The 23,287-nt window shown below is 49.7% G+C and carries 24 protein-coding genes; 22 read left to right on the top strand and 2 right to left on the bottom strand.

What is annotated here, in order from left to right; all coding sequences use genetic code 11:
* Position 1: 1 nt before the first annotated feature.
* From ACIFQN_RS03975 to ACIFQN_RS03920, 12 genes are all read left to right on the top strand, one after another.
* Positions 2 to 1,138, top strand: coding sequence for a cobalt-precorrin-5B (C(1))-methyltransferase (locus ACIFQN_RS03975; protein ID WP_429831740.1), 1,137 nt, complete (start codon positions 2 to 4; stop codon positions 1,136 to 1,138).
* Positions 1,101 to 2,330: a precorrin-6y C5,15-methyltransferase (decarboxylating) subunit CbiE gene (gene cbiE / locus ACIFQN_RS03970; RefSeq protein WP_429831739.1), complete on the top strand. Its 1,230-nt coding sequence runs from the start codon at positions 1,101 to 1,103 to the stop codon at positions 2,328 to 2,330. Before ACIFQN_RS03975 ends, cbiE begins: the two co-directional genes overlap by 38 nt.
* Complete coding sequence (gene cobI / locus ACIFQN_RS03965; protein ID WP_429831738.1) at positions 2,327 to 3,037, top strand: precorrin-2 C(20)-methyltransferase; 711 nt, start codon at positions 2,327 to 2,329, stop codon at positions 3,035 to 3,037. The genes cbiE and cobI overlap by 4 nt, the downstream gene beginning before the upstream one ends.
* A complete protein-coding gene (cobM, locus tag ACIFQN_RS03960; protein ID WP_429831737.1) occupies positions 3,037 to 3,819 on the top strand; it encodes a precorrin-4 C(11)-methyltransferase in 783 nt (260 codons plus the stop codon). Before cobI ends, cobM begins: the two co-directional genes overlap by 1 nt.
* Positions 3,816 to 4,958: a cobalt-precorrin 5A hydrolase gene (locus ACIFQN_RS03955; RefSeq protein ID WP_429831736.1), complete on the top strand. Its 1,143-nt coding sequence runs from the start codon at positions 3,816 to 3,818 to the stop codon at positions 4,956 to 4,958. Before cobM ends, ACIFQN_RS03955 begins: the two co-directional genes overlap by 4 nt.
* Positions 4,955 to 6,331: a cobyrinate a,c-diamide synthase gene (locus ACIFQN_RS03950; RefSeq protein ID WP_429831735.1), complete on the top strand. Its 1,377-nt coding sequence runs from the start codon at positions 4,955 to 4,957 to the stop codon at positions 6,329 to 6,331. Before ACIFQN_RS03955 ends, ACIFQN_RS03950 begins: the two co-directional genes overlap by 4 nt.
* The gene (locus ACIFQN_RS03945) at positions 6,324 to 7,841 is read left to right on the top strand and encodes a cobyric acid synthase (protein ID WP_429831734.1); all 1,518 of its coding nucleotides are present in this window, start codon (positions 6,324 to 6,326) and stop codon (positions 7,839 to 7,841) included. Before ACIFQN_RS03950 ends, ACIFQN_RS03945 begins: the two co-directional genes overlap by 8 nt.
* On the top strand, positions 7,838 to 8,890 hold the full coding sequence (cobT, locus tag ACIFQN_RS03940; protein WP_429831733.1) for a nicotinate-nucleotide--dimethylbenzimidazole phosphoribosyltransferase: 1,053 nt from the start codon (positions 7,838 to 7,840) through the stop codon (positions 8,888 to 8,890). Before ACIFQN_RS03945 ends, cobT begins: the two co-directional genes overlap by 4 nt.
* Entirely contained in the window at positions 8,887 to 9,675 is a 789-nt protein-coding gene (cobA, locus tag ACIFQN_RS03935) for a uroporphyrinogen-III C-methyltransferase (RefSeq protein ID WP_429831732.1), read from the top strand. Before cobT ends, cobA begins: the two co-directional genes overlap by 4 nt.
* Positions 9,676 to 9,724: 49 nt before the next feature.
* Positions 9,725 to 10,357, top strand: a complete 633-nt coding sequence (locus ACIFQN_RS03930) for a precorrin-2 dehydrogenase/sirohydrochlorin ferrochelatase family protein (RefSeq protein ID WP_429831731.1) — start codon at positions 9,725 to 9,727, stop codon at positions 10,355 to 10,357.
* 154 nt (positions 10,358 to 10,511) lie between these two features.
* Positions 10,512 to 11,207 carry a hypothetical protein gene (locus ACIFQN_RS03925; protein WP_429831730.1) on the top strand — a complete coding sequence of 232 codons (696 nt, stop codon included), beginning with the start codon at positions 10,512 to 10,514 and terminating at the stop codon, positions 11,205 to 11,207.
* A complete protein-coding gene (locus ACIFQN_RS03920) occupies positions 11,197 to 11,757 on the top strand; it encodes a peroxiredoxin family protein (RefSeq protein ID WP_429831729.1) in 561 nt (186 codons plus the stop codon). Before ACIFQN_RS03925 ends, ACIFQN_RS03920 begins: the two co-directional genes overlap by 11 nt.
* Positions 11,758 to 11,839: 82 nt before the next feature.
* Here ACIFQN_RS03920 and ACIFQN_RS03915 read toward each other — a convergent pair whose 3' ends face one another.
* A complete protein-coding gene (locus tag ACIFQN_RS03915) occupies positions 11,840 to 12,337 on the bottom strand; it encodes a cation:proton antiporter regulatory subunit (protein WP_429831728.1) in 498 nt (165 codons plus the stop codon).
* Between the two features lie 175 nt (positions 12,338 to 12,512).
* On the opposite strand from ACIFQN_RS03915, the gene ACIFQN_RS03910 reads away from it, so the two are divergent.
* The gene (locus ACIFQN_RS03910; protein WP_429831727.1) at positions 12,513 to 12,767 is read left to right on the top strand and encodes a hypothetical protein; all 255 of its coding nucleotides are present in this window, start codon (positions 12,513 to 12,515) and stop codon (positions 12,765 to 12,767) included.
* 10 nt (positions 12,768 to 12,777) lie between these two features.
* Here ACIFQN_RS03910 and psiE read toward each other — a convergent pair whose 3' ends face one another.
* Entirely contained in the window at positions 12,778 to 13,194 is a 417-nt protein-coding gene (gene psiE / locus ACIFQN_RS03905) for a phosphate-starvation-inducible protein PsiE (protein ID WP_429831726.1), read from the bottom strand.
* A 245-nt stretch (positions 13,195 to 13,439) separates the two neighbouring features.
* On the opposite strand from psiE, the gene ACIFQN_RS03900 reads away from it, so the two are divergent.
* The 9 genes from ACIFQN_RS03900 (at position 13,440) to ACIFQN_RS03860 (ending at position 22,688) form a co-directional block, all read left to right on the top strand.
* Positions 13,440 to 14,186: a stalk domain-containing protein gene (locus ACIFQN_RS03900; protein WP_429831725.1), complete on the top strand. Its 747-nt coding sequence runs from the start codon at positions 13,440 to 13,442 to the stop codon at positions 14,184 to 14,186.
* A gap of 206 nt (positions 14,187 to 14,392) precedes the next feature.
* Entirely contained in the window at positions 14,393 to 15,079 is a 687-nt protein-coding gene (locus tag ACIFQN_RS03895) for a response regulator transcription factor (RefSeq protein WP_429831724.1), read from the top strand.
* Positions 15,063 to 16,478 (top strand): HAMP domain-containing sensor histidine kinase, encoded by a 1,416-nt coding sequence (locus ACIFQN_RS03890; protein ID WP_429831723.1) that lies wholly within the window; start codon positions 15,063 to 15,065, stop codon positions 16,476 to 16,478. The genes ACIFQN_RS03895 and ACIFQN_RS03890 overlap by 17 nt, the downstream gene beginning before the upstream one ends.
* 47 nt (positions 16,479 to 16,525) lie before the next feature.
* Positions 16,526 to 16,765 carry a hypothetical protein gene (locus ACIFQN_RS03885; protein ID WP_429831722.1) on the top strand — a complete coding sequence of 80 codons (240 nt, stop codon included), beginning with the start codon at positions 16,526 to 16,528 and terminating at the stop codon, positions 16,763 to 16,765.
* Positions 16,766 to 16,788: 23 nt separating this feature from the next.
* The gene (locus tag ACIFQN_RS03880) at positions 16,789 to 18,159 is read left to right on the top strand and encodes a sigma-54 interaction domain-containing protein (protein WP_429831721.1); all 1,371 of its coding nucleotides are present in this window, start codon (positions 16,789 to 16,791) and stop codon (positions 18,157 to 18,159) included.
* A 166-nt stretch (positions 18,160 to 18,325) separates the two neighbouring features.
* Entirely contained in the window at positions 18,326 to 19,972 is a 1,647-nt protein-coding gene (locus tag ACIFQN_RS03875) for a peptide ABC transporter substrate-binding protein (RefSeq protein ID WP_429831720.1), read from the top strand.
* A gap of 14 nt (positions 19,973 to 19,986) precedes the next feature.
* Positions 19,987 to 20,916, top strand: a complete 930-nt coding sequence (locus tag ACIFQN_RS03870) for a S66 peptidase family protein (RefSeq protein WP_429831719.1) — start codon at positions 19,987 to 19,989, stop codon at positions 20,914 to 20,916.
* Complete coding sequence (locus ACIFQN_RS03865; protein ID WP_429831718.1) at positions 20,913 to 22,124, top strand: M20 metallopeptidase family protein; 1,212 nt, start codon at positions 20,913 to 20,915, stop codon at positions 22,122 to 22,124. The genes ACIFQN_RS03870 and ACIFQN_RS03865 overlap by 4 nt, the downstream gene beginning before the upstream one ends.
* Positions 22,125 to 22,235: 111 nt before the next feature.
* The gene (locus ACIFQN_RS03860; RefSeq protein WP_429831717.1) at positions 22,236 to 22,688 is read left to right on the top strand and encodes a Dps family protein; all 453 of its coding nucleotides are present in this window, start codon (positions 22,236 to 22,238) and stop codon (positions 22,686 to 22,688) included.
* Positions 22,689 to 23,287: the final 599 nt, after the last annotated feature.

Here is a 23,287-nt window from a genome sequence, read left to right as displayed (position 1 = left end):
TATGGCGGCCAAAGCAGCGACGGACGAAAAAGAGGCAAAACCCCTCCGCCACGGATATACGACTGGCTCCTGTGCAACGGCGACGACCAAGGCTGCTTTGATAGCGCTGATTACACAGGAGGAGCAAAGCGAAGCCACCATCCGCCTGCCGATTGGAGAGGAAGTCACCTTTCAATTGGTAAGCTGTGAATTCACATCTAAAAAGGCTACGACCGGCACCATCAAGGATGGCGGAGACGACCCGGATGCGACACACGGGGCCTTGATACTCAGCACGGTGGAATGGTCGGATGAGCCAGGCATTATTCTGGATGGAGGAATCGGCGTCGGACGGGTGACCAAACCAGGACTGCCCGTCTCTATCGGCGAGGCAGCCATTAATCCTGTCCCGCGCAAGATGATCCGTGAAACCGCTCAGGCCGTACTGGAAGAGTACGGGACAAAGAGGGGGATCAAGATCGTCATATCTGTGCCTGCGGGCGAGGAAATAGCCAAAAAAACGTTAAATGGACGACTCGGCATACTCGGAGGCATCTCCATTTTGGGGACGCGCGGAATCGTGGTGCCGTTTTCCACTTCTGCCTACAAAGCGAGCGTAGCGCAAGCAGTGAATGTCGCCAAGGAAGCGGGCTGTGACCACATCGTGCTTTCAACGGGTGGAAAGAGTGAGACGTTCGGGATCGCAACCTACCCGGACCTGTCTGAGGAAGCTTTTGTCGAGATGGGTGATTTCGTCGGCTTTTCACTCATGCAATGCAAGCGAAAGCAGATGAAAAAAGTCACGCTGGTCGGGATGATGGGGAAATTTTCCAAAGTAGCACAGGGCGTCATGATGGTTCACTCCAAAAGCGCACCTGTTGATTTCGGGTTCCTCGCCCAGATGGCAAAAGATGCGGGAGCGCCGCAGGAAAGAATCGACGAAATACTGGGTGCCAACACCGCTTCGCAGGTAGGCGATCTGATGGTGGATACACCGGCCTTTTTTGAGATCATGTGTGCGAATTGCTGCCATGCTGCGCTTAAAGAGGTTGGTGGGGGAATCGAGGTCGAAACCATCATCATTACAATGAAAGGGTCCCTGTTGGGAAGGGTGACGATCAATGACACAGGCGATGAAAGTGATCGGAATTGGGGATGACGGACAAGAGAGCTTGCTTCCGTTGTACCGGACGTGGATAGAAGAAAGTGAACTCTTGGTTGGAGGAGAGCGGCATCTAGCCTTTTTTCCAGCGTATACGGGGGAGAAACGGGTGCTCAAGGGCGGACTCTCCGCGATGGTGGAGGAGCTTCGCAGCGAGACGCGCAAAACCGTCATTCTCGCCTCTGGTGATCCGCTTTTTTACGGGATCGGCAGTCTCTTGGCCAAAAAACTGAACGTGGAAGTTTACCCGCATCTGAGCTCCATACAGCTCGCTTTCGCCAAGATGGGGGAAGCGTGGCAGGATGCAACACTCGCGAGTGTACATGGACGCAGCATCAAAGGGCTGGCACAGCGGATCGATGGGAAGGAAAAGGTCGCTCTGCTGACCGATCTAGAAAATTCACCATCTGCGATTGCCCGTTACCTGCTGTCCTTTCAGATGACAGAATACGATGCGTTCGTCGCTGAGAATTTGGGCAGTGCAGAAGAGAAGACCGGCTGGTATTCCCTTGAGGACATGGCTGACGGTGTGTTTTCTGATCTGAACGTAGTGATTTTGAAAAAACTTCGTCCGAGTCCGGTATGGCCGTTTGGAATTCCTGACGAACAATTTTCCCAGCGAAAACCAGACAAGGGCTTGATCACGAAAAAAGAAGTGCGCATCTTGAGCATTGCGCAGCTTCAATTGCATGCAAAAAGCATCGTATGGGATATCGGCACCTGCACAGGCTCTGTCGCCATCGAAGCAGCGCGCATTGCCCGCGAAGGCGAAGTGTACGGCGTGGAGAAAAATGCGGATGATCTCGAAAACTGCCGTCAGAACATGGCCAAGTTTCGTACAGATCTGACCGTGGTGAATGCCCGGGCGCCAAAAGGCTTGGAGGAATTTCCAGACCCTGATGCTGTGTTTATCGGTGGCAGCGGCGGCGAATTGCGTGAGCTCTTGAACATTTGCTGTACGCGGCTGCGTCCAGGTGGACGGATTGTCGTCAATGCAGCTACGATTGAGACTTTGTATGAAGCGACACAAGCATTGGCCGCGGAAGGCTTTGAGACATCGGTGACACTGGCGCAGCTTTCACGCAGCAAGCCGATTTTGTCATTGACGCGGTTTGAAGCATTGAACCCGATCTACATCATCACCGCCTGGGCCAAGCAGGAGGAAGAACAAGGAGGAGACAGCAATTGACCAAGATCGGAACACTATACGGACTAGGAGTAGGTCCTGGCGACCCTGAATTGATTACCGTCAAGGCATTTCGCCTTTTGCAACAATCGCCTGTCATCGCGTACCCGAAAAAACGGATGGGCAGCAAAAGCTACGCGCATCAAATCGCCGAGCTGTATGTGCAGCCAGGGGACAAGGAAATGCTCGGGCTGGTATTCCCGATGACACGGGACAAAGAGATTTTGGAGCGCGAATGGAACAACACCGTTGAGATCGTTTGGGAGCGTCTATCCGAGGGCAAGGACGTTGCTTTCGTGACAGAGGGCGATCCGATGTTTTACAGCACGTTTATCCATATGATGCGTGTCATGCATGACGAGCATCCAGAAGTGCCTGTCGTGACGATCCCAGGTGTCTCCTCGTTTCTCGGTGCCGCTTCCCGCTTTAACCTGCCGCTCGCGGACGGAGATGAACAGATCGGCATCATTCCCGCAACCGAGGACAAGGAAGCGATGCGCAAAGCGATTCAGGATCACGATACCGTCGTCTTCCTCAAGGTAGCGAAAGTACTGCCGATGATCATCGGATTGCTGAAAGAAATGGGGCTTGCAGACAAGGCGGCCGTGGCAACCAAGGTTACTTCCGCAGAGGAAATGGTTTGGACCGATATGCGGGAGCTGGAGCGTGCAGAGCTTAGCTATCTTACACTAATGGTGGTGAAAAAATAATGAAACTGTACATAGTGGGAGCGGGTCCCGGCGACCCTGATTTAATTACTGTAAAAGGCTTGAAGCTTTTGCAAAAGGCTGACGTGATTTTATATACCGATTCTCTCGTCAATGAGGACCTGGTAGCGCTCGCCAATTCTGACGCCGAAGTGCTGCAAAGCTCGGGGATGGCGTTAGAAGAGATGGTAGAGCTGATGGTAGACCGAATCAGCAAAGGAAAAACTGTCGTTCGCTTGCATACGGGCGATCCGTCCGTTTACGGAGCCATCATGGAGCAGATCGCTCTCTTGAAAGCGGAGGGCATCGAGGTAGAGATCGTTCCAGGTGTCAGCTCTGTCTTTGCAGCAGCCGCGGCTGTAGGAGCCGAGCTAACGATTCCTGAGCTGACGCAAACGCTGATTCTCACCCGTGCAGAGGGACGTACACCTGTGCCAGATCGGGAAAAGCTGCGCGCACTTGCCGAGCATCACTGCACATTGGCGTTGTATCTCAGCGCGACTTTGACCAAAAAAGTGGTGCGCGAGCTGATCGAAGCAGGCTGGAGCGAGGATACGCCTGTAGCTGTTGTGCAGCGGGCAAGCTGGCCGGATCAATTGATTATTCGCACCACCCTGAAGAATTTGGACGAAGACATGGGCAAAAACGGCATCCGCAAGCACGCCATGATTTTGGCAGGCTGGGCACTCGACCCGGACATTCACGAAAAGAGCGAGCAGTACCGTTCCAAGCTGTATGATAAAACCTTCACACACGGGTACAGAAAAGGTGTGAAAGAGGTATGATCATCGAGCTGAAGGAGGGAGAAATCCCTGCGATCCAACAGAACGGGGATTATGCTATCGTCGCCATTACCAAGCATGGTGTAGAAATGGCTCGCGATCTCGCGCAAAAATTTCCCGGGACAGACCTTTACTACATGAGCAAGTTTGCTCGCGGCGACGAGGAATCGCGCGGCATTCAGCTTTTTTCCAATAGTGTCCGGATGCTGTTTCCCGCCCTTTGGCCTGCTTACAAGGGCTTGATCATCATCATTTCGCTCGGGGCGGTTGTACGTATGATCGCTCCGCTGCTCGAAGATAAAAAGAAAGACCCGGGCGTCGTTGTCGTAGATGACCGTGGCGAAAATGTCATCAGTGTACTGTCCGGTCATTTGGGCGGGGCCAACGAGTTGACTCATGAGGTAGCAGCGGTAATGGGCGCACGTGCGATCATTACGACTGCATCCGATGTGCAAAAAACAATCCCAGTCGATCTGTTCGGTCGTCGTTTCGGTTGGGAATGGGACTCCGATGAAAAGCTGACCCCAGTCAGTGCTTCGGTTGTAAATGAAGAGCGTGTAGCCGTAGTAAACGAATCAGGCGAGCGTGACTGGTGGATGCATGACACACCGATACCGCCCTCGATCAAGGAGTATCCTTCGATCGTCGCTGCGCAGGCAGATCAGCCGCAGGCCGCACTCGTCGTGTCCCATCGATTGTTAACACCTGCAGAACAAACGATTTTGAACAACGGCGTTCTCTATCGTCCAAAGGTCATCGTGCTGGGGATGGGCTGCAATCGGGGAACCTCCTCAGAAGAGATCGAAGCAGTCATCAAAGAAACACTGGATGAGCTGCAGTTCTCGATCAAAAGCGTCAAGGCGCTGGCAACAATTGAGTTGAAAAAAGACGAAGAGGGCCTCATTGCTGTATGTGAAAAATACGGTTGGCCGTTCGTCTGGTATTCTCCTGAGCAGTTGAATCAGGTGGAAATCAGCGATCCGTCCGATACCGTCTTTAAGTTTACGGGTGCATATGGCGTGAGCGAGCCCGCTGCCAAGCTGTACGCAGGTGTAGACAAGCTGGTGTTGACCAAGAAAAAATCGGGCAATGTCACTATTTCTGTTGGATTGATGCCTTATCACGAGGAGGGACGCTCATGACAGAGAGCCGCCGTATTGTTATTGCGGGAACAGGCAGCGGAGCAGGTAAAACGACCGTCACGATTGGTCTGATGGCTGCTTTGAAACAAAAGGGCCATATCGTGCAAGGGTTCAAGTGCGGTCCTGACTATATCGATCCTACGTACCATACGGCTGTAACAGGCAGAGCCTCCCGCAATCTGGACAGCTTCATGCTTCCTCACGACACGGTTATGGAGATTTTCGTTCGGGGAAGCGCCGGAGCTGATATCTCTATCATCGAGGGCGTTATGGGGATGTACGATGGCAAGGAAGCGACCAGTGACAAGGGAAGTACGGCAGAGATCAGCATCCTGACCGGTTCCCCCGTCCTGTTGGTTGTCAATTGCCAGAGTATGGCGCGCAGTGCGGCAGCGATTGTCAAAGGCTTTCAGCTTCTGAACCCGCAGGCGAGAATTGTTGGGGTCATCGCAAACAAGGTAGGCAGCGAGGGACATCATAAAATCGTCAAGGCAGCCATCGAGCAGGAGTGCAAAATTCCGGTCGTGGGTTATCTGAAACGGGAAAATGAGCTGGAAATCCCTGAGCGCCATCTCGGATTGGTTCCATCTGTAGAACGGGGTGAGCTGTCCCCGCTGTTTGAGAAATTAGCGGATTTGATCGCGGATACGGTAGATTTGGACCTTGTCTGGGAGCTGGCAAAGGCGCAGCCGCTGGATGCGGAACCAAAGCTGTTTGCACCGCAAGAGACGTCTGTTCGCGTAACAATTGCGGTTGCGAAGGACTCAGCGTTTCATTTTTACTATCCAGAGAATCTAGAGCTTCTGGAATCGTACGGTGCAAAGCTGGCGTTCTTCTCCCCGCTTGCCGGAGAAGGTGTGCCAAAGGGAGCAGAAGGTCTGTACATCGGAGGCGGATTTCCTGAGGAATTTGCCGCCGAGCTGTCGCAAAACGAGAAAGTCCTGCAATCGGTTCGGGATGCCATCCAATCCGGTTTGCCGACTCTTGCTGAATGCGGCGGCTACATGTTTTTGACAGAAGCGATTGTGACGACTGATGGAGAGCGCTATCCGATGGTCGGCCTGATTCCAGGGCAAGTCACGATGCAAAAGAAGCTGGCAGCACTCGGTTATCGCGAGGTTCGTGGGAAAGAAGGCAATTTCTTGATTGGTCCGGATGAACAGGCAAAAGGCCATGAGTTCCATTATTCCACCTATTCCACGGAAGCAGAACTGCCGCATGCCTACGAAACAAAAGGACTGCGCGGCACCAAGCCAGAAGGATACGCCCACGATAATCTGGTGGCGGGCTATACACACCTGCATTTCGGCTCTAACCCAGAGCTGGTGAAGCGCTGGCTGAACCGGTGCGCGGAGGTGGGTGCACGTGCCTAAAGGCCTCCCTCTCATGATTCAGGGCACTAGCTCAGATGCAGGAAAAAGTGCGATTGCGACAGCGCTATGCCGCATTTTTGCTCAGGACGGCTACAAGACAGCGCCGTTCAAATCGCAAAACATGGCCTTGAATTCATACGTAACGCTGGACGGAAAAGAAATCGGGAGAGCACAAGGCGTGCAGGCAGAAGCAGCGGGAATTCTCGCCACGACGGATATGAATCCGATCCTGATCAAGCCGACGAGGGATTCGGAATCACAAATTGTCGTTAATGGCGAGCCGTATGGTAATATGAAAGCTTTTGCCTATCGGACACAGTTTTTTGACCAGGGACTTCGGATCATCGGGGAGGCTTACCAACGTCTGGCTGCTTCCTATGAACGGATCGTGATTGAAGGGGCAGGCAGTCCAGCTGAAGTCAATTTGAACGACCGCGAGCTAGTGAATATGCGGGTCGCTCGCCTGGCCAATGCTCCGGTCATTTTGGTGGCTGACATCGAACGCGGCGGTGTATTTGCCAGTCTGGTCGGAACCTTGCAACTGCTTGCGCCAGAGGACCGTGAGCGCGTCATCGGCGTCATTATTAACCGTTTTCGCGGAGACGTCACGCTTTTGCAGCCAGGATTGGACTGGTTCGAGGAATATACCGGCAAGCCTGTACTGGGCGTGGTTCCATTCATTCCCGACCTGTGGATTGATGCAGAAGATTCGTTGATCCTGCACAAATATCAGGGGCAGCGGGAAACACCGCGCGAGATTGATATCGCAGTCCTTCGATACCCGCGCATTTCCAACTTTACGGATGTGGATCCGTTTTTTGTGGAGCCAGACTGCCGGATGCGCTTTGTGACGCGTGTAGAGGAATTGGGGGAGCCTGATCTCATCGTTCTGCCTGGAAGCAAAAATACGATCGAAGACCTGCTGTTCCTGCGTGAGACAGGACTTGCGGCGGCTGTCCAGCAGCTGCATCACAAGGGGAAGACCTATATAGTCGGTTTGTGCGGCGGGTACCAAATGCTCGGGGAGTCCATTCATGATCCGGCTGGAGTAGAGTCACCGGTAAAACAGCTGAATGGCTTGGGATTGATTCCGATGACCACGACGATGGAGCAGAAGAAAACGACGGTGCTGTCCCGCGGCGAAGCTGTTTTTGCTGGAGAGAAATTACTGGTTGAGGGCTACGAAATTCATATGGGACAGTCGGTTTACGAAAAGTACGAGGCTCCGTTTATCCAGATGGAGGAGCGCTCCGAGGGGTACTGTCAGGAAGAGAACAGGCTCATCGGTACCTATTTCCACGGCTTGTTCCATAATGATCGACTTCGTACGCTCTTGCTGAATACGATCAGGGAGAAAAAAGGGCTGCAGCCTTTGGTTGATCGACCATCCTTCGTCGCTCTTCGCGAGCAGGGCTACGATCTGTTGGCTGATACCGTCCGGAGCCACGTGCGGTTGGATGTTATCGAAGAGCAGATGAGGGCTTATCAGGAAAATGAGGTGCGCGTATGATGAATAGCTTGGAAAAACAACCTAGAACGATAGAACCGCAAAGCCACGAAGCCAGAGAGCAGACAAGACAGCATGTGGATCAACTGACGAAGCCGCTCGGCAGCCTCGGGCGCTTGGAGGATCTCGCCGTCGAGCTGGCAGGAATGACTGGTGACCCCTTTCCAGTCGTTACTCCACCAGGCGTGATTGTGTTTGCGGCAGACCACGGTGTCTCGGTAGAAGGCGTATCCGCCTATCCGCAAGAAGTCACAGCGCAAATGGTGATCAATCTGGTTCATGGCGGCGCTGGTATCAACGTGTTTGCCCGCCAAATCGGCGCTCTCCAAAAGGTCGTAGATGTGGGGGTTGCTGTCCCTGTAAATGCCCCAGGAGTCTGTAGCAAGCGTATCAGGGCAGCATCGGGCAATATTCTCCGGGAAGCGGCCATGTCTGAAGAGGAAGCAAAGCGCTCGATTGCTGTAGGGATGGAAGCGGCTGAAGCAATCATCAACGAGGGGGCCAAGGTGTTGATCGTCGGCGAGGTAGGCATCGGCAATACGACTGCTTCCAGTGCGATTTTGTCAGCACTCACTGGTGCTGATCCAGATGAAATCGTAGGGCGTGGCACAGGGCTTGATGATGCAGGCTGGAAACATAAAAAAGCCGTCGTCAGAGAAGCTCTTGCTCTGCATCGACCTGATGCTGACAAACCGCTTGAGGTATTGTCCAAGGTGGGCGGTCTGGAAATCGGAGCGATGGCTGGTGCGATTCTCGGTGCGGCACAAAATCGTGTTCCCGTCCTGCTGGATGGCTTTATTGCTACCGTAGCGGCTCTTTTGGCTGTAAAAATAGACGCTGGCGTTACCGATTACCTCATAGCCGGTCACCGTTCACAGGAGCCGGGCCACGCATTTGTGCTTCAGGCACTGGGCAAGGAGCCGCTGCTGGATTTACACCTGCGATTGGGCGAGGGAAGTGGTGCAGCGTTGGCGTTTCCAATTATTGAGGCAGCATCGCGGATGGTCAAAGAGATGGCGACATTTGCTTCGGCAGGAGTAAGTGACCGATGAGCGGCGCGGGTAAAGTATATCTCGTTGGCGCAGGTCCCGGAGATCCCAAGCTGATTACGGTAAAAGGGATGGAATGCTTGCAGCAAGCGGACGTCATCGTTTATGATCGCCTGGCCAATCCCGCCTTGCTGGAATATGCACCGAAAACGGCTGAGCGCATTTACTGCGGCAAGCTCCCGGATCATCACACGATGAGACAGGAATCGATCAACGAGCTGCTGGCTGAGAAGGCACTCGAAGGCAATATCGTTGTAAGGCTAAAAGGCGGAGATCCATGCGTTTTCGGACGCGCTGGAGAAGAAGCAGAGCACTTGGCGGAGCGGGGAATCTCTTTTGAGATTGTGCCGGGTGTAACAGCAGGAATCGCTGCCTCTGCCTATGCGGGTATTCCGGTGACGCACCGTGACCACGGCTCTTCCTTTGCTGTGGTGACTGGGCATTTGCGAGAGGATAAGCCGGAACTTGCGGTTGATAAATGGCGGGCGCTTGCAGAGGGGATCGATACCGTTGCTTTTTACATGGGCGTGGGGAATCTCCCGCTGATTCGCACCCAGCTCATCCGGCACGGGCGTGACCCGCAGACACCTGTGGCAGTCATTGCTTGGGGAACGCTGCCACAGCAAACAACAGTGACAGGCACGTTGGCAGATATCGAAGATCGGGTGGCAGAAAATCCGCATATCTCCAATCCGGCGATTATCCTGGTCGGAGAGGTCGTGAAGATGCGGGAGAAAATAAACTGGTTTGAGGCGGGGCAGGCTGCTGATCCGATCTCGAACAACTAGTTTTTGGACGGAAACGACAGAGAATGAATTCAAAAGGGAGGGACCTGATGTGCCGTATTATCCGATGATGGTTCGACTTCACCAAAAACGTTGTCTGGTCGTAGGCGGAGGGCAGGTGGCCGAGCGAAAAATCGGCAGTCTGCTGGCGGCTGGTGCTGATGTTGCGGTAGTCAGTCCCTCCGTTACCGATACCATTCAAACGTGGATGCATCACGGAAAAGTTGTGGTACACCCCCGTTCTTTTGTACCTCAGGACGTGCAGGGTGCCGTGATCGTCATTGCAGCGACGAGTGATCCAGCAGTCAATCTCGCTGTTTTCAAGGCCTGTCTGCCTCATCAATGGATCAATATTGTAGACCGCCCCGATTTGTGCACTTTTACCGTGCCTTCTCTTGTAGAGCGTGGTGATTTGCAAATTGCCATTTCAACAGGAGGGCATAATCCGGGCTTGGCGAAAAAGCTGCGTCGACAGCTAGAACAATGGATCGGTCCTGAATATGAAGGCTATACGCTGTTTCTTGGCGAGATGAGACGACAAGTACTTGCTCTCGCTCTAAACGAGGCAGATAAACGAGCCATCCTGTCCGAGCTCTTGGATGATCGCTTTTTACACTGGACAAAAACGGGGGAAACCGAACGAAGGGACCGGGAGGCGGCAGCGCTTCTATATAAAAGAGAATGATAATAGTAGACGAAAAACGAAAAGCTCCCGCTACCTTTGTGGGAGTTTTTTTCATCATTCCTTTATTTCGCGTTTCCTGATATGGTGAAAGTGGAAACACATGCCATCTTTCTCTTTTTACGAGCCAGTGATCATGGACAGGGAGGAAACGTAATTGTCTGATGCATTTCAAATTGGTCCATTTATTTTGAAAACGAGTACTTTGGCAGCGATCATATCACTGGCAATCGGTTTTCTTATGATAACCATTCGATTAAAAAATGAGAGAGAAGCGAGGAAAGCGATCATTGAAATGCTCGGCAACGCAGTCTTATTGGCGTTTTTGATTTGGAAGCTCAGCTTTGTCCTGCTTCACTTTTCGAAAGCTATAGAAAACCCCGCTACGATACTTTATTTCTCAGGTGGAGTGATTGGAGCCTGGCTAGCGGGGGTTGCAGTCGCTGTGTATCTCACGAAGAGCGTCAAGAAAAAAGGAATCCCCATTCATCTCGTTGTTCTGGCGATCGCGACAGGCTTTTTGGCTGCGCAAGGGATTCACCATCTACTCACGATTGCTATGGATAACACAGGCATCTGGCTCCATGTTCAACAGGTTGCTATCAGTGCTGTTTTTATGTGGTGGCTGTTCCACACCAAACAAGGGCTGACGAGTATACCAGATTGGTTATCGCTCGTGCTTTGGTTTGCGATCAGTCAAATCTATGTACTTTTCTTTATCGAGGCTAGAGAGGTCTGGGTGCTTGGGCTTTCCCAAGAACAGGTTGCCTATTATTTGTTATCCCTTCTCCTTTTATTTTTATCTACACGGGTACAGACTCAAGAAGTAGGAGGATCAGCCAATGAAACATAAAAACGCACTGGCTGTTATCGTTCTGTTAGGATTGCTTGCCTGGGGAATAGTGGATGGAGGAAGGTCTCCGTCCACGACTATGGCTCCAGGAAGCACAAACGCGCAGGGGAACCTAACGATTGGGATTGAAAAAGGAAATCTGGCCCCTGATTTTGAATTGCAAACGTTGACAGGTGGGCAGGTGAAGCTTTCCGAGCTGCGTGGAAAAAAAGTAATCGTAAATCTTTGGGCTACCTGGTGTCCTCCGTGTAGGGCCGAAATACCGGATATGCAGAGCTTTTATGAGGAAAACAAAGACAAAGGAATCGTTGTTCTCGGGATCAATTTGACGCAGACAGAAACGAGCGCTGAGGATGTTTCGGCTTTCGCCCAGGCTTACGGCATTACATTTCCGATTTTGCTTGATGTCGATAAACAGGTTTCGAATGTGTACAAGGCGATCTCGATTCCTACCAGCTTCATCATTGATTCTCACGGCGTGATCCAAAATAAATTCATAGGACCCATGAATCAGGAAATGATGGAGAATATGCTGTCTGCCATTGAATAATAGAAAAAAAGACAGCCTGCAAATGGGCTGTCCACTTTTTTTCGATCTGCGTATCAAGAGCGATGAGGTGAAGTGCAGCCTGTCACTTACCCTCTGCGCTAAGTATCGTTTTTAGTGCTTTTACCTGTTTGCGCTCACCGGCAACGACCAAGGTGGCCCCTGTACAGAGCACATATTCTGGACCGGGGTTAATCGTTTGGCGATGGTCTTTTTCGATAATCGCAATGATGGTAGCTCCCGTTTCTTGACGAACATCGAGCTCACCAATCGTTTTGCCGATCGAGGCAGAACCGTTTTGGATTTTGTACCATTCGATGATCAGCTTGTCCAACGCGACCTCGACTGTTTCCAATGCAGTTGGCTGATAGGTTAGCCCGCCGACAATCGCGGCGATTTTTCTCGCTTCGTCATCATCGAGCGTGATCATGGAAATCGTTTCGTCTTTATCGTCATTGTTGAAGTGGTACATTTCTCTGCGTCCATCATCATGAATGACTACGACCAGTTTATCCCCACTTTTTGAATCAACTTGATACTTCCTTCCGATTCCTGGCAAATCGGATTCTCTAATAGAGAACATGCAGCAGTCTCCTTTACTAACTTCTGGTTGCGTGGCAGAAAATAACCTACACCTTATTTATTATACATGAAGGGACACCGTGATACCTGTCTACTAAAACAACTACTTGAAAAGTTGACACATATGTTATCGAGTAAGCAGGATTCGGTACAAGATTTGTTAAGGGTGATGAAAGATGGCAAACAAACAATATCGTTTAACAGAAGCAGAATGGCATTTCATATCGGAAATGCGGGAAATCGACATGGATGGATTGTTAGATATTGTGATAGCTCTGCGCAGTGAAGTACGGGAGTTGGAGAAAAAAGCCCAGCTCATCCGCGAGCGAGAAAGTGAAAACTGGCAGGCAGATTACCAAACGACGCAAAAGCGAATCAATCGTCTGCGCCAATTTGAACAAGATATTCGCAAAACATGGCCGATTGAATAAGCAGGAAGCACTATTTCCCCGGTCTTTCCACGGGCGTTTTGTTGATAATGTAATAGCAGATGATCAGAGTCAAAATAACGCCCGCAAAGAGCAGCGTATTTAAGGGATTGTGGTGGTCGACAATAATGAGCCGGATCATTGCTGTAATGCCGATATAGAGAAAGTAGCGCATCGGGAAGTGATAGTTTTCCCGAAAGTATTTGACGATCATCGCGATGAACTCAAAATAAAGGAAAAAAATCAAAATCGTTTCTAGAAATTCGTTCAAGGAGGTTTCATACCAAAAAGTCATCTTGGCAAAATGAAGCAGCTCTTTGCCGAGAAGATAGATCAAAATAAAGGCGAGAAAGATCAAGGACACGTTCAGAACCGCTTGTAGCAAGGACGGAATCGAAAGCTGCTTGAAAGCCGTTCGCAAATGCTGCATGATAAACCTCCTCCGAGATTTAAGAATTTCAAGAGTGAATGTGTTATACTAATATAGATAATTTTCAAAATATAATCAACACATTTAACAAAAGTGACATACTAATTTAATAAAAGTACCCCCACAAAATGGTAAGGAAAAAATCGATTGTTGACATACGCTCGACACGTTGGGTAGGTAAAGTAGGATATGTACATAGCGACACGATATCGAAATACACAACCGGAAGAAATGGAGGACTTTCCATGTTTAAAAAACAGTACCTGGCGATTGCATCTGCGTTGGTTCTTACCGTAGGGTTATTTCCAACGAGCTCTTCTGCATCCGTTGCTACGAAGAATCTGCAAGCAAAGTACAACAATATCAAAGTGCTGTATAACGGTAATGCGGTTTCCACTACAATCGAGCCTTTCATCGTAAACGGTACCACTTACATTCCGCTTCGCATGATGGCAGGTGTTTTTAACAAAGATATTACGTGGGATGGCACAAACTACACGATTAACGTAAAAGATACGGGTAATTCCCAGCATGCGGCTGAGCTCGCAGCGCGCGATGCCCAAATCAGAACTCTGCAATCCAAGATCGACAGCTTGAACAAAGAGATTGAAGATCTGGAAGACGATCTCGACAAGAAGAAAAATAATGACGATGATGACTTTGATGATCTTTTGAGTGATTTGGAAAAGCAATTGAACAAAGACTATGGTGACTTTGAAGACCTCGAATGGGAGATCACCTTGGAGGGGGATGAAGACGAGATTGAAGTAGAAATTGAGGTTGACCTTGCTGAATTCGAAGATGAATGGGATGATTTGGATGATTCCGATTTCAAAGATTTGGTAGAGGATATCGTTACTGATATCTGGGATGAATTCGATGATGCTGATGTAACCGGTAAAATCATTGACAGTGATACAGGCAAGAAAAAATACAGCTTCGAAGGTGAAGTTGACGACGAGGACATCTACTTCGATGGTGATTTGATCTAAGCCACTTCTCCTATAAGCCTTGCTTCCTGAAATAAAAGGGAGGCAAGGCTTTTTTCCTATTTTCCAAAAACAGCAAATCCATATGCGATGAGAAAGATGTAAACTGGTAGTATAGAAGTACAGAAGAATAAAATAGAATGACTGGATCACGCAGGGAAAGAGCGAATGGAGAATGATGATATGCCTCTCAATCTGGAAGGTATTCAATGAAAAGCATTTTGTTAGTAGAAGACGAACTCGTGATATCGCGTGTACTTAGAGCTTATTTGCAAAAAGAAGGCTATCAAGTCTGGCAGGCCGAGGATGGCGACGTGGCGACACAGCTCTTCGATGAAAAAAAGCCTGATCTGGTCCTTTTGGATGTCATGCTTCCTGAGCGAAGCGGTTGGGACATTTTGCAGTACATTCGGGAAAAAAGCGCCTGTCCGGTGATTATGATAACAGCATTGGGCCAAACCGATCAAAAACTGAAAGGACTGAACCAGGGAGCGGACGACTACATAACGAAACCATTTGTAGCAGAAGAAGTGGTTGCCCGGGTGAATGCCGTACTGCGCCGGTCAGCTATTTTGATGAAGGATCAGGAGACGAGATTTTTCGGCAGCCTGAAAGTAAACTTCCAATCGCATAATGTCACACTTCATGGGTTGGAAGTGGTATTTCATCCGAGGGACTTGTCCTTGTTGCTGTTTTTGGCACAGAACCCGAATCAGACCTTTACCCGCGAGCAATTGATCGAGCAGGTGTGGGGAATGGACTATGGAGGAAGTGACCGAGCTGTAGATTTGGCGATCAAGCGAATCCGCAAAACATTAGAAAACTGGCCTGCCTCTGAAGGCGAAATCAAAACGCTCAGAGGGGTGGGGTATCAATTCTGTGTTTATCAAAAATAAAGAGCCTGTTTCACTCCTGCGCTACTGGACGACGCGCTATCTGATTACGCTATGTGTCGGCTTGGTACTCATCGGAGGACTCTCCGCATACTGGGTCAAATATGCTGCGACAGAGAAGCAGCTGGAAGTGACGCGCCTGTTTGCTGAAGAAGTAGCTGACCGTGTGGTGGATGATGTCGGGAATGTACTGGTAGGCGACAAGCTCCATCAGGTACTGGATAATCGTCGAAAGTTTATGGGTGTCGATCGCAATCTTCTTCTGTTCATCAAGAATGAGAAAGGAGAAGTGATCTACAATCGACCGGGCATGGTGCCACCTCCCTTAATGCAGGCGCTTCCTCGATTGATTGCGCAAGCTGATACCGCAGACAAGGTGAAGCAGCCGTCGGGTGATACGCTCTATGTAATCAGAAAAGAATTGGAGTTTAATGACGTTTCGGTTGGCAAGGTCATTTTATTGTTTCCCGAAACGGATATTAAAGTCAGCAAAGAGCAAATACAATACTTGGTCATCATGTTGGGAAGTCTGGGAGTGCTCGGATGGTCGGTAATTTACTTTCATGCCCGTAAACTCTCGGATCCCATTCAGAATGTGGTCCATTCTGCCAGACGGATCGTGGAAGGAAATTACGACATCGCGATCAACAAGCCGATCAAGGAGCGGGAAATTCACGAATTGGTCTATACTTTTAAAGAGATGGCGGACCGGCTCCGGCAGTTGGAAAGCATGCGTACAGAGCTACTCGCGGGAGTTACGCATGAGTTGAAAACGCCTGTTACTGCGATTAGCGGACTGGTTCAGGCGATCAACGATGAAGTGGTTACCGGCGACGAGCAAAAAGAGTTTTTGGAAATTTGTCTGAAAGAAACCAAGCGACTCCAAAAAATGGTAGAAGATTTGCTCGATTTCAATTCATTTGCAGTAGGGGCAATCGCTGTACAGCAAGAAGAGCAAAACATGAGCAAGCTGATTCGGGAGATCGCCTCGCAGTGGAAAATTACCCAGGACATCGAAACGGTCACACTGACGACGCATATTCCCGAGGCAGAGACCACCATCTTTATTGACCCGGGGCGTGTTCAGCAGGTCTTGATTAATCTGTTAAACAACGCCAAGCAGGCAGTTGGCAACGAAGGTACGATCGGGCTGGTTCTGTACGAGACGCCGGAGGATATGCGCATTGATGTAAAAGATGACGGACAAGGCATTCCTTTCGATGAGCAATCACTGGTGTTTGAGCGGTTTTTCCGGGGCAGCAACAAAAAAGATAAAGTAAGAGGACTGGGACTAGGCCTGTCGTTTTCCAGAATGATCGCGAAAGCGCTGGGAGGGGATCTGATCCTAGGCCAAAGCTCTCCTGCAGGATCAACGTTCACACTTATTTTGCCCAAAAAGTAAGATCAAATAGGCATGGACAAGGCTTCACCGCATGAGGTGAGGCTTTTTTGTTTTTTTATGCGAAGGGTAGTCGCAAAATCTTCCTGGGAAGCCCCATTGAAGCGGCTACTTTGGACGCGGTTTCGCTTTTGGAACGGAGCCTTTATCTTTCAGACCATTTGAAGGAGGTAGCAGACAAATGGAGAAGGTTAACATTCAGAGTACTGGTGTCAGACTTGCAATCTGATGCGGTACTTAGCGCACTCTTTCAACCAACCAATCGCTATGCATCCGTATTTCAACTATAAAAAGCAGGGTAGGAGTGAACTCCATGATCGACTTTGAGGCAGTGCTAGGCTCGGTGTATGATATCGTTCATGTTACGGACGCTGAAGGCAGGACGCTCTATTGCTCAGAGGGGTACAGCGAATTTTTCGGCATTGATCCAAATGAGATGATCGGCAAACCGATTGAAGAGTTTTACCATCTGGGATATTTTGCCCCGACGATTACGATGCGAGTCATCCGCGATAAGAAAAAAGTGCAAACGATTCAAACCACCCAGCAAAATCGCAGGCTGTTCGTAGAAGGGACGCCGATTTGGGACAAGGATGGCAATTTCAACGGTGTCGTGAATACTTCCATCGATATTACGAGCCAGGAGCAGCTGCAACAGGAATTAAATGAAGTGAAATACATCGGAACGCTTTTCCAAAGTGAAATTACGAAAGAAAACAGCAGGAAAAAAGGAAACACCTGTCTGATCTATCGCAGCCAATCCATGCAACAAGTGGCTGCCATGGCCGAGAAGCTGGCGCAAGTCGACTCTTCGATGATCTTGTTAGGAGAGTCAGGTGTAGGGAAGGGGGTTTTGGCCAAGTACATCCATGAGTGCAGCCCGCGAGTGGACAAGCCGTTTATCCATATCAACTGTGGGGCGATTCCGGAGACATTGCTTGAGTCGGAGCTGTTTGGATATGAAAAAGGTGCTTTCACTGGGGCAGACAAGGATGGAAAAGCTGGATTAATTGAAAAAGCAAACAGGGGAACACTGTTTTTGGATGAGATCGGGGAAATGTCGCTGGCGCTTCAAGTGAAGCTCTTGAACGTACTGCAGGAAAAAACAATTACCCCCGTAGGTAGCTTGGTCTCGCGCAAGGTGGATGTGAAGCTGATTACCGCGACGAACAAGAACTTGAGGAAAATGGTGAGAGAGGGCAAGTTCCGCGAAGACTTGTACTACCGCATTCATGTCGTGCCGTTGGAAATACCGCCACTGCGTGAGCGAAGGGAAGAAATTCCCGTGCTCATTCATTACTTTCTCAACGTATTCGCAGAAAAATACTGCCTCGAACGCCAACTGAGTGACGTCTGTTACCGGATTCTCGCAGAGTATGATTGGCCGGGGAATGTGCGCGAGCTAGAAAACGTAGTAGAGCGTCTGGTGGTAACCTCTCATGATGTCCTGATTACACCTGCACAAATACCACGGTACATCCACAACCAGCAGAGCAGCGAAACCAATGGCATAAAAGTGGATCGTCTCATGCAGATGCAGGATGCCATGGATGAAGTCGAGCGGCAACTCATCCAGCGAGCTTTCGACCAGCATAAAACAACGACGAAGGTAGCAACTGCTCTGGGGATTAGCCAGCCCTCCGCCAGCAGAAAAGTGAGGAAATGGGTATTCTCCAGTGAATAGTGTGTATTCGAACGTGAATAGAAGGTAAAAGTGTAAAATTTCAATATGATTCATTTTTGTATTCAAAGCTGAATAGGTAAGGGATAAGCTGCGCGTTTTTTAGATTGGCACCATTTTTGCTAATCAAATAATAGATACAGCACATGTAAAAAAGGGGGCTTGTCACATGAAAAAAACGGTACCTGCATTAGTCGGTTCCTTGCTCGTGGTTGGAAGCTTGCTTGCTGCCTGTAGCAGCGGTACCAGCACTTCAGCACCAGCTAGTTCACCAGAGTCGACACAATCAGCACCAGTACCTGCTCAAGAACCAGTCAAAAACGAGGAGCAGGTTTTGCGTCTTAACATGGAGGAGCCAGCTACACTAGACCCGACATATGCCGAGGATACAACCTCCGGGGCTGTGATTCGTGCCATTTACGACGGATTGACACGCTTGGATGAGAATGGGGAGCCGATCAATTCCCTCGCCCAGGATATGAAGCTTTCTGACGATAAGCTGACGTACACCTTTACGCTCCGTGATGCGAAATGGACGAATGGCGAACCCGTGACTGCGCATGATTTTGAGTTTTCGTGGAAGCACGCGCTCGATCCGAAAACAGGTTCCCCCGCTTCTTACAATTATTATAGCATCAAGAATGCGCAGGCATTTACCTCCGGCAAGGCAAAGGCGGAGGATGTCGGAGTCAAGGCAGTAGATGACAAGACCCTGCATGTCACGCTGGAGCATCCTACGCCATTTTTCCCGACCTTGGCATCGTTTCTCCCTCCGGTCAACAAAAAAGTGGTGGAAGCCAATCCAGACTGGGCGAACGATCCAAAGACATTGGTTACCAATGGACCGTTCAAGCTGGAGACGTGGGCGCATAAAAATAAGATTATCCTGGTCAAAAATGAAGCCTACTGGGAAAAAGATGTGGTAAAACTGGAACGCATCGAATTCTCGATGATATCTGATACCAATACCGAGCTATCCATGTTCGAAAACAAAGACCTGGACTGGGCAGGCGGTCCCATCAGCGGGCTGCCGGTAGACGCTGTTGCTCCATTGAAGCAAGAAGGCAAGCTCAAAACCAAGCCAAAGGCCACTTCTTACTATATTCGCTTTAACACAGAGCGCCCGCCATTTACGAACGTCAAGGTGCGCAAAGCCTTTGCCTATGCGATCAACCGCCAGGAAATTGCCGATAACATCGGTCAGGCAGGGCAAACGCCATTGATGGGCATCACACCGATAACAGCAAGTCTCAAGCCGGAAGGATTTTTTGCAGACAACCAGCAGGAAGAAGCGAAAAAACTCTTGGTAGAAGGCATGACAGAGCTAGGGATGGCCAAGCTGCCTCCGATCACGTATCTCTACAATACGTCAGATCGAAACAAGGCAATCGCAGAAACATTGCAGGCAACCTGGAAAAATGTACTCGGGGTCGATGTCAAGCTGCTGAACAAGGAAACAAAGGTGTACCTCGATGACCAGGAGCAAGGCAAGTTTGAGATTACTCGTTCGAGCTGGACGGCAGATTACAACGACTCGATCAACTTTTTACAGAAATTCATTGAAAAATACAGCTCTTCCAATATCACACGCTGGCATAGTCCTAAATATACGGAGCTGATCAAACAATCGTATGTCCAGACAGACCCGGCAAAGCGAAATCAAATTTTATTAGAGGCTGAGACACTGTTGATGGACGAAATGCCGCTGACCGGCATATTCAGCGATGTGAACGCTTGGGTACAGGACGACAAGGTAAAAGGAGTTCGTATTGATCCACTTAGTAAAGTCGATTTCAAATGGGCCTATAAAGAATAAGGGGAGACGAGAAGATGAATAAAGGAAAAGCATTGCGCGCGGGAGATACCATCGGAGTGGTTGCCACCTCGAGTCCCGCCACAGAGGAAGTCTTGAACAAGGCAATAGCCGGACTGGAAGCATTCGGCTACAAAGTAAAGGTAGGAGCAGCTTGCCGTGAGACGTACGGCGGATATTTGGCAGGCTCCCCACAGCAGCGGGCTTTTGAAATGAACGCGATGTTTGCTGACGATGAAGTGGATGGCATCATGTGCATGCGTGGCGGATATGGAGCTCCGCAAATTCTCTCTCTGCTGGATTACGATTGCATCGCGCAAAATCCGAAGCTGTTTATCGGTTATAGCGATATCACCTCCTTACATACCGCTTTTGGTAAATACGCAAATCTGGCTACGCTGCACGGGCCGATGGCTACTTCCGATATTGCGCACAATTTGGATGATTGGTCCAAGCAATACTTGCTGCGTGCCATGACACGTCCAGAGCCGCTCGGTCCCATCGTCAATCCTCCTGGAGAAGAGATGGTTTGCCTCGTAGAGGGGCAGGCTTCAGGCCCGGTTGTCGGTGGAAATTTGGCACTCATTTCAGCATTGATGGGCACGCCGTTCCAATTGGATACGAGAGGCAAGCTGTTATTTTTAGAAGATATTGACGAGGAGCCATACAGAGTGGACCGGATGCTGACCCAATTGGCGCTCGGCGGCTTGTTTGATGATTGCGCTGGTGTGGTGATTGGGACCTGGACCGACTGCGAATCGAAAAAACGCGAAGGCTTTTCTGTGTGGAATGTTTTTCAAAATATTGTCGTGCCATATCAAAAGCCAACTGTCTGGAATGTGCAGATCGGACATGGTGCGTACAACATGGCACTGCCGCTTGGCGTAGAAGCCAGTCTGGATGCGACAAGCTGTCAGTTGATCATTGAGGAGAGTGTAACCGTATGAGGATCGGGTATAAAGAACAGGTGAAGCGTCAGGCCGAACAGATTTTGCCGTGGCTGTCGGAAGTACGCAGAGACTTTCATCAATATCCGGAGTTTGGTCTAGAAGAGTTCCGTACCCAAGAACAGATTATCCGCTACCTCGATGAAATGGGGATTCCTTATTCGAAATCTGCTGGAACGGGAGTCGTGGGTCTGATCCAAGGGGCGCACTCGGGAGCAACAGTTGCGCTGCGTGGAGACATGGATGCATTGCCCATTCTGGAGCAGAACGACACCACCTACCGTTCAAAGGTCGAAGGAAAAATGCACGCGTGCGGACACGATGCTCACATGACATGCTTGCTCGGTGCTGCTCGTATTCTGAATGAACACAAGCAGGACCTCGCTGGCAATGTGAAGCTATTTTTCCAGCCAGCAGAAGAGACTGTAGGCGGAGCACTGCCGATGATACAGGAAGGCGTGCTGGAAAACCCTCGGGTGGAGGCAGTATTTGGACTGCATGTATCGCCTGAGCTGGCGGTGGGCCATATCGGAGTCAAATACGGCCAAATGAATGCCGCTTCGGATGATGTGCATATTACCGTGTATGGAGAAAATGGTCATGGAGCCTATCCGCACAACGGAAGAGATGCCATCGTGATCGCTGCTCATATCATTACTGCGTTGCAGACGATTGTCAGTCGCAATGTAGACCCGCGCCAGTCAGCTGTTCTTTCGCTGGGAATCATTTCAGGGGGAACCGCGACCAACATTATTGCCCAGGAAGTAAAGCTGTCTGGCACCATTCGCACGCTCACAAAAGAAGTACGTGCACTCGTTAAGGAGCGTGTTCGTGAGGTAGCCGAACTGACTGCTCGCAGCCTAGGGGGCAGGGCAGAGGTTGCCTTCGAGGAAGGATACACGTCGTTGATTAACGATAATGCTTTGGTCGATTTGGTTAAAAACAGCGGGGAAGAAATGCTTGGAGAGAATAAAGTTCAAGTAAACGAGCTGCCGAGCCTGGGAGTCGAGGACTTCGCCTTCTTTGCCGAGCATGTGCCTGGCGCCTTCTACCATTTAGGTGTTCGAAATGAAGAGACGGGGTGCATCTATCCTGTCCATCATCCGCGATTTGATCTGGATGAGCGCAGCTTGGCGGTCGGAGCTGCCATGCAGGCGTATAATGCGATAGTCTTTCTGCAGGAGCGTGCAAAAAGCTTGCAGGCTTAAATAGTAGAGCAGTCCATTTTGCGTAAATCCCGCTGTTCTAGAATAGCAAACGGTCCATAGCGGCACACTACTGACGCTATATCTATTTCCTTGAAAGGAAGGAGCGCCGAAATGAGTATTACGATAAGCCGTCCCGTAACCGAAGTGCTGAACAAGCAGGTTGCAAGCTGGTCTGTGTTGTATATAAAGCTGCACCACTTTCATTGGTATGTAAAAGGCCCGAACTTTTTTACGCTGCATGCAAAGTTCGAGGAGCTGTACAACGAGGCTGCGAAGTATGTAGATGAGCTGGCAGAGCGTCTGCTCGTGGTCGGTGGCAAGCCCGTTTCTACCATGAAAGCCTGTATGGAGCAGTCTTCCATCAAGGAAGCGGCAGGCGGAGAGTCAGCTGATCAGATGGTGCAGGCGGTTGTGAGCGATTTTACTACGCTCATCAGTGAACTGCATGAAGGGATCGTGGCAGCCGAAGCCGCGGATGACGACGCGACTGGAGACATGTTTTTGGAGATGAGCGAAAGCTTGCAAAAGCATGTCTGGATGCTGCAGGCGTTTTTAGGGAAATAAGGGATTGGAAAAAAGTGCGAGCTGATGCCTGATAAGGTGTCAGCTTTTTTTCAACGTGTAGGAAAGTTCAAGTGCTTCACAGTGTAAAAGCATCATTGCTTAAACTTTCCGAAGCGCATAACAAGGTATTTATAAGATTTTGATGGGATAAACATGACTCTTAATAGGCACCGATTAGTTTGGCAGCGGCAGTAGTGTTGCACGAGTCGCAAAAGTTTCATTTTGTTTTGTCAATAAAGAAACTCCGTGGAAGGCTTCAGAAGAAGGCAGGGGGATGACTCAAGGCTGGTGTTCAGAGAAAATAAAGCATTAGACTGATGTTGTTGATTTGGTGCTATTTCTGTCTAAGAAAGCTCTTTACCTTAGAAATATAGGTATTAGACTATTCAGTCCTTCCATACAAAAAGGCCAGTCAAAACACGAAAATAAAGTGTTAGACTGGCCTTGTTTATTGAACTATCGAACCCATTAGTTCAATGAATCATTTACTATTTTTATTTTTTACCCACCTAGTTTCGGAAGCTTCGCTTATTGAGATCCTCGTATTTATTTATTGGGGAAGCCGTGTCTCTTCGCAATCCTCGCTATAATCAGCGCCA

The organism is Brevibacillus sp. NRS-1366 (assembly GCF_050467985.1).
Note: the sequence above shows the minus strand (reverse complement) of the source record. Positions and strands in the feature narration are given on the sequence as shown.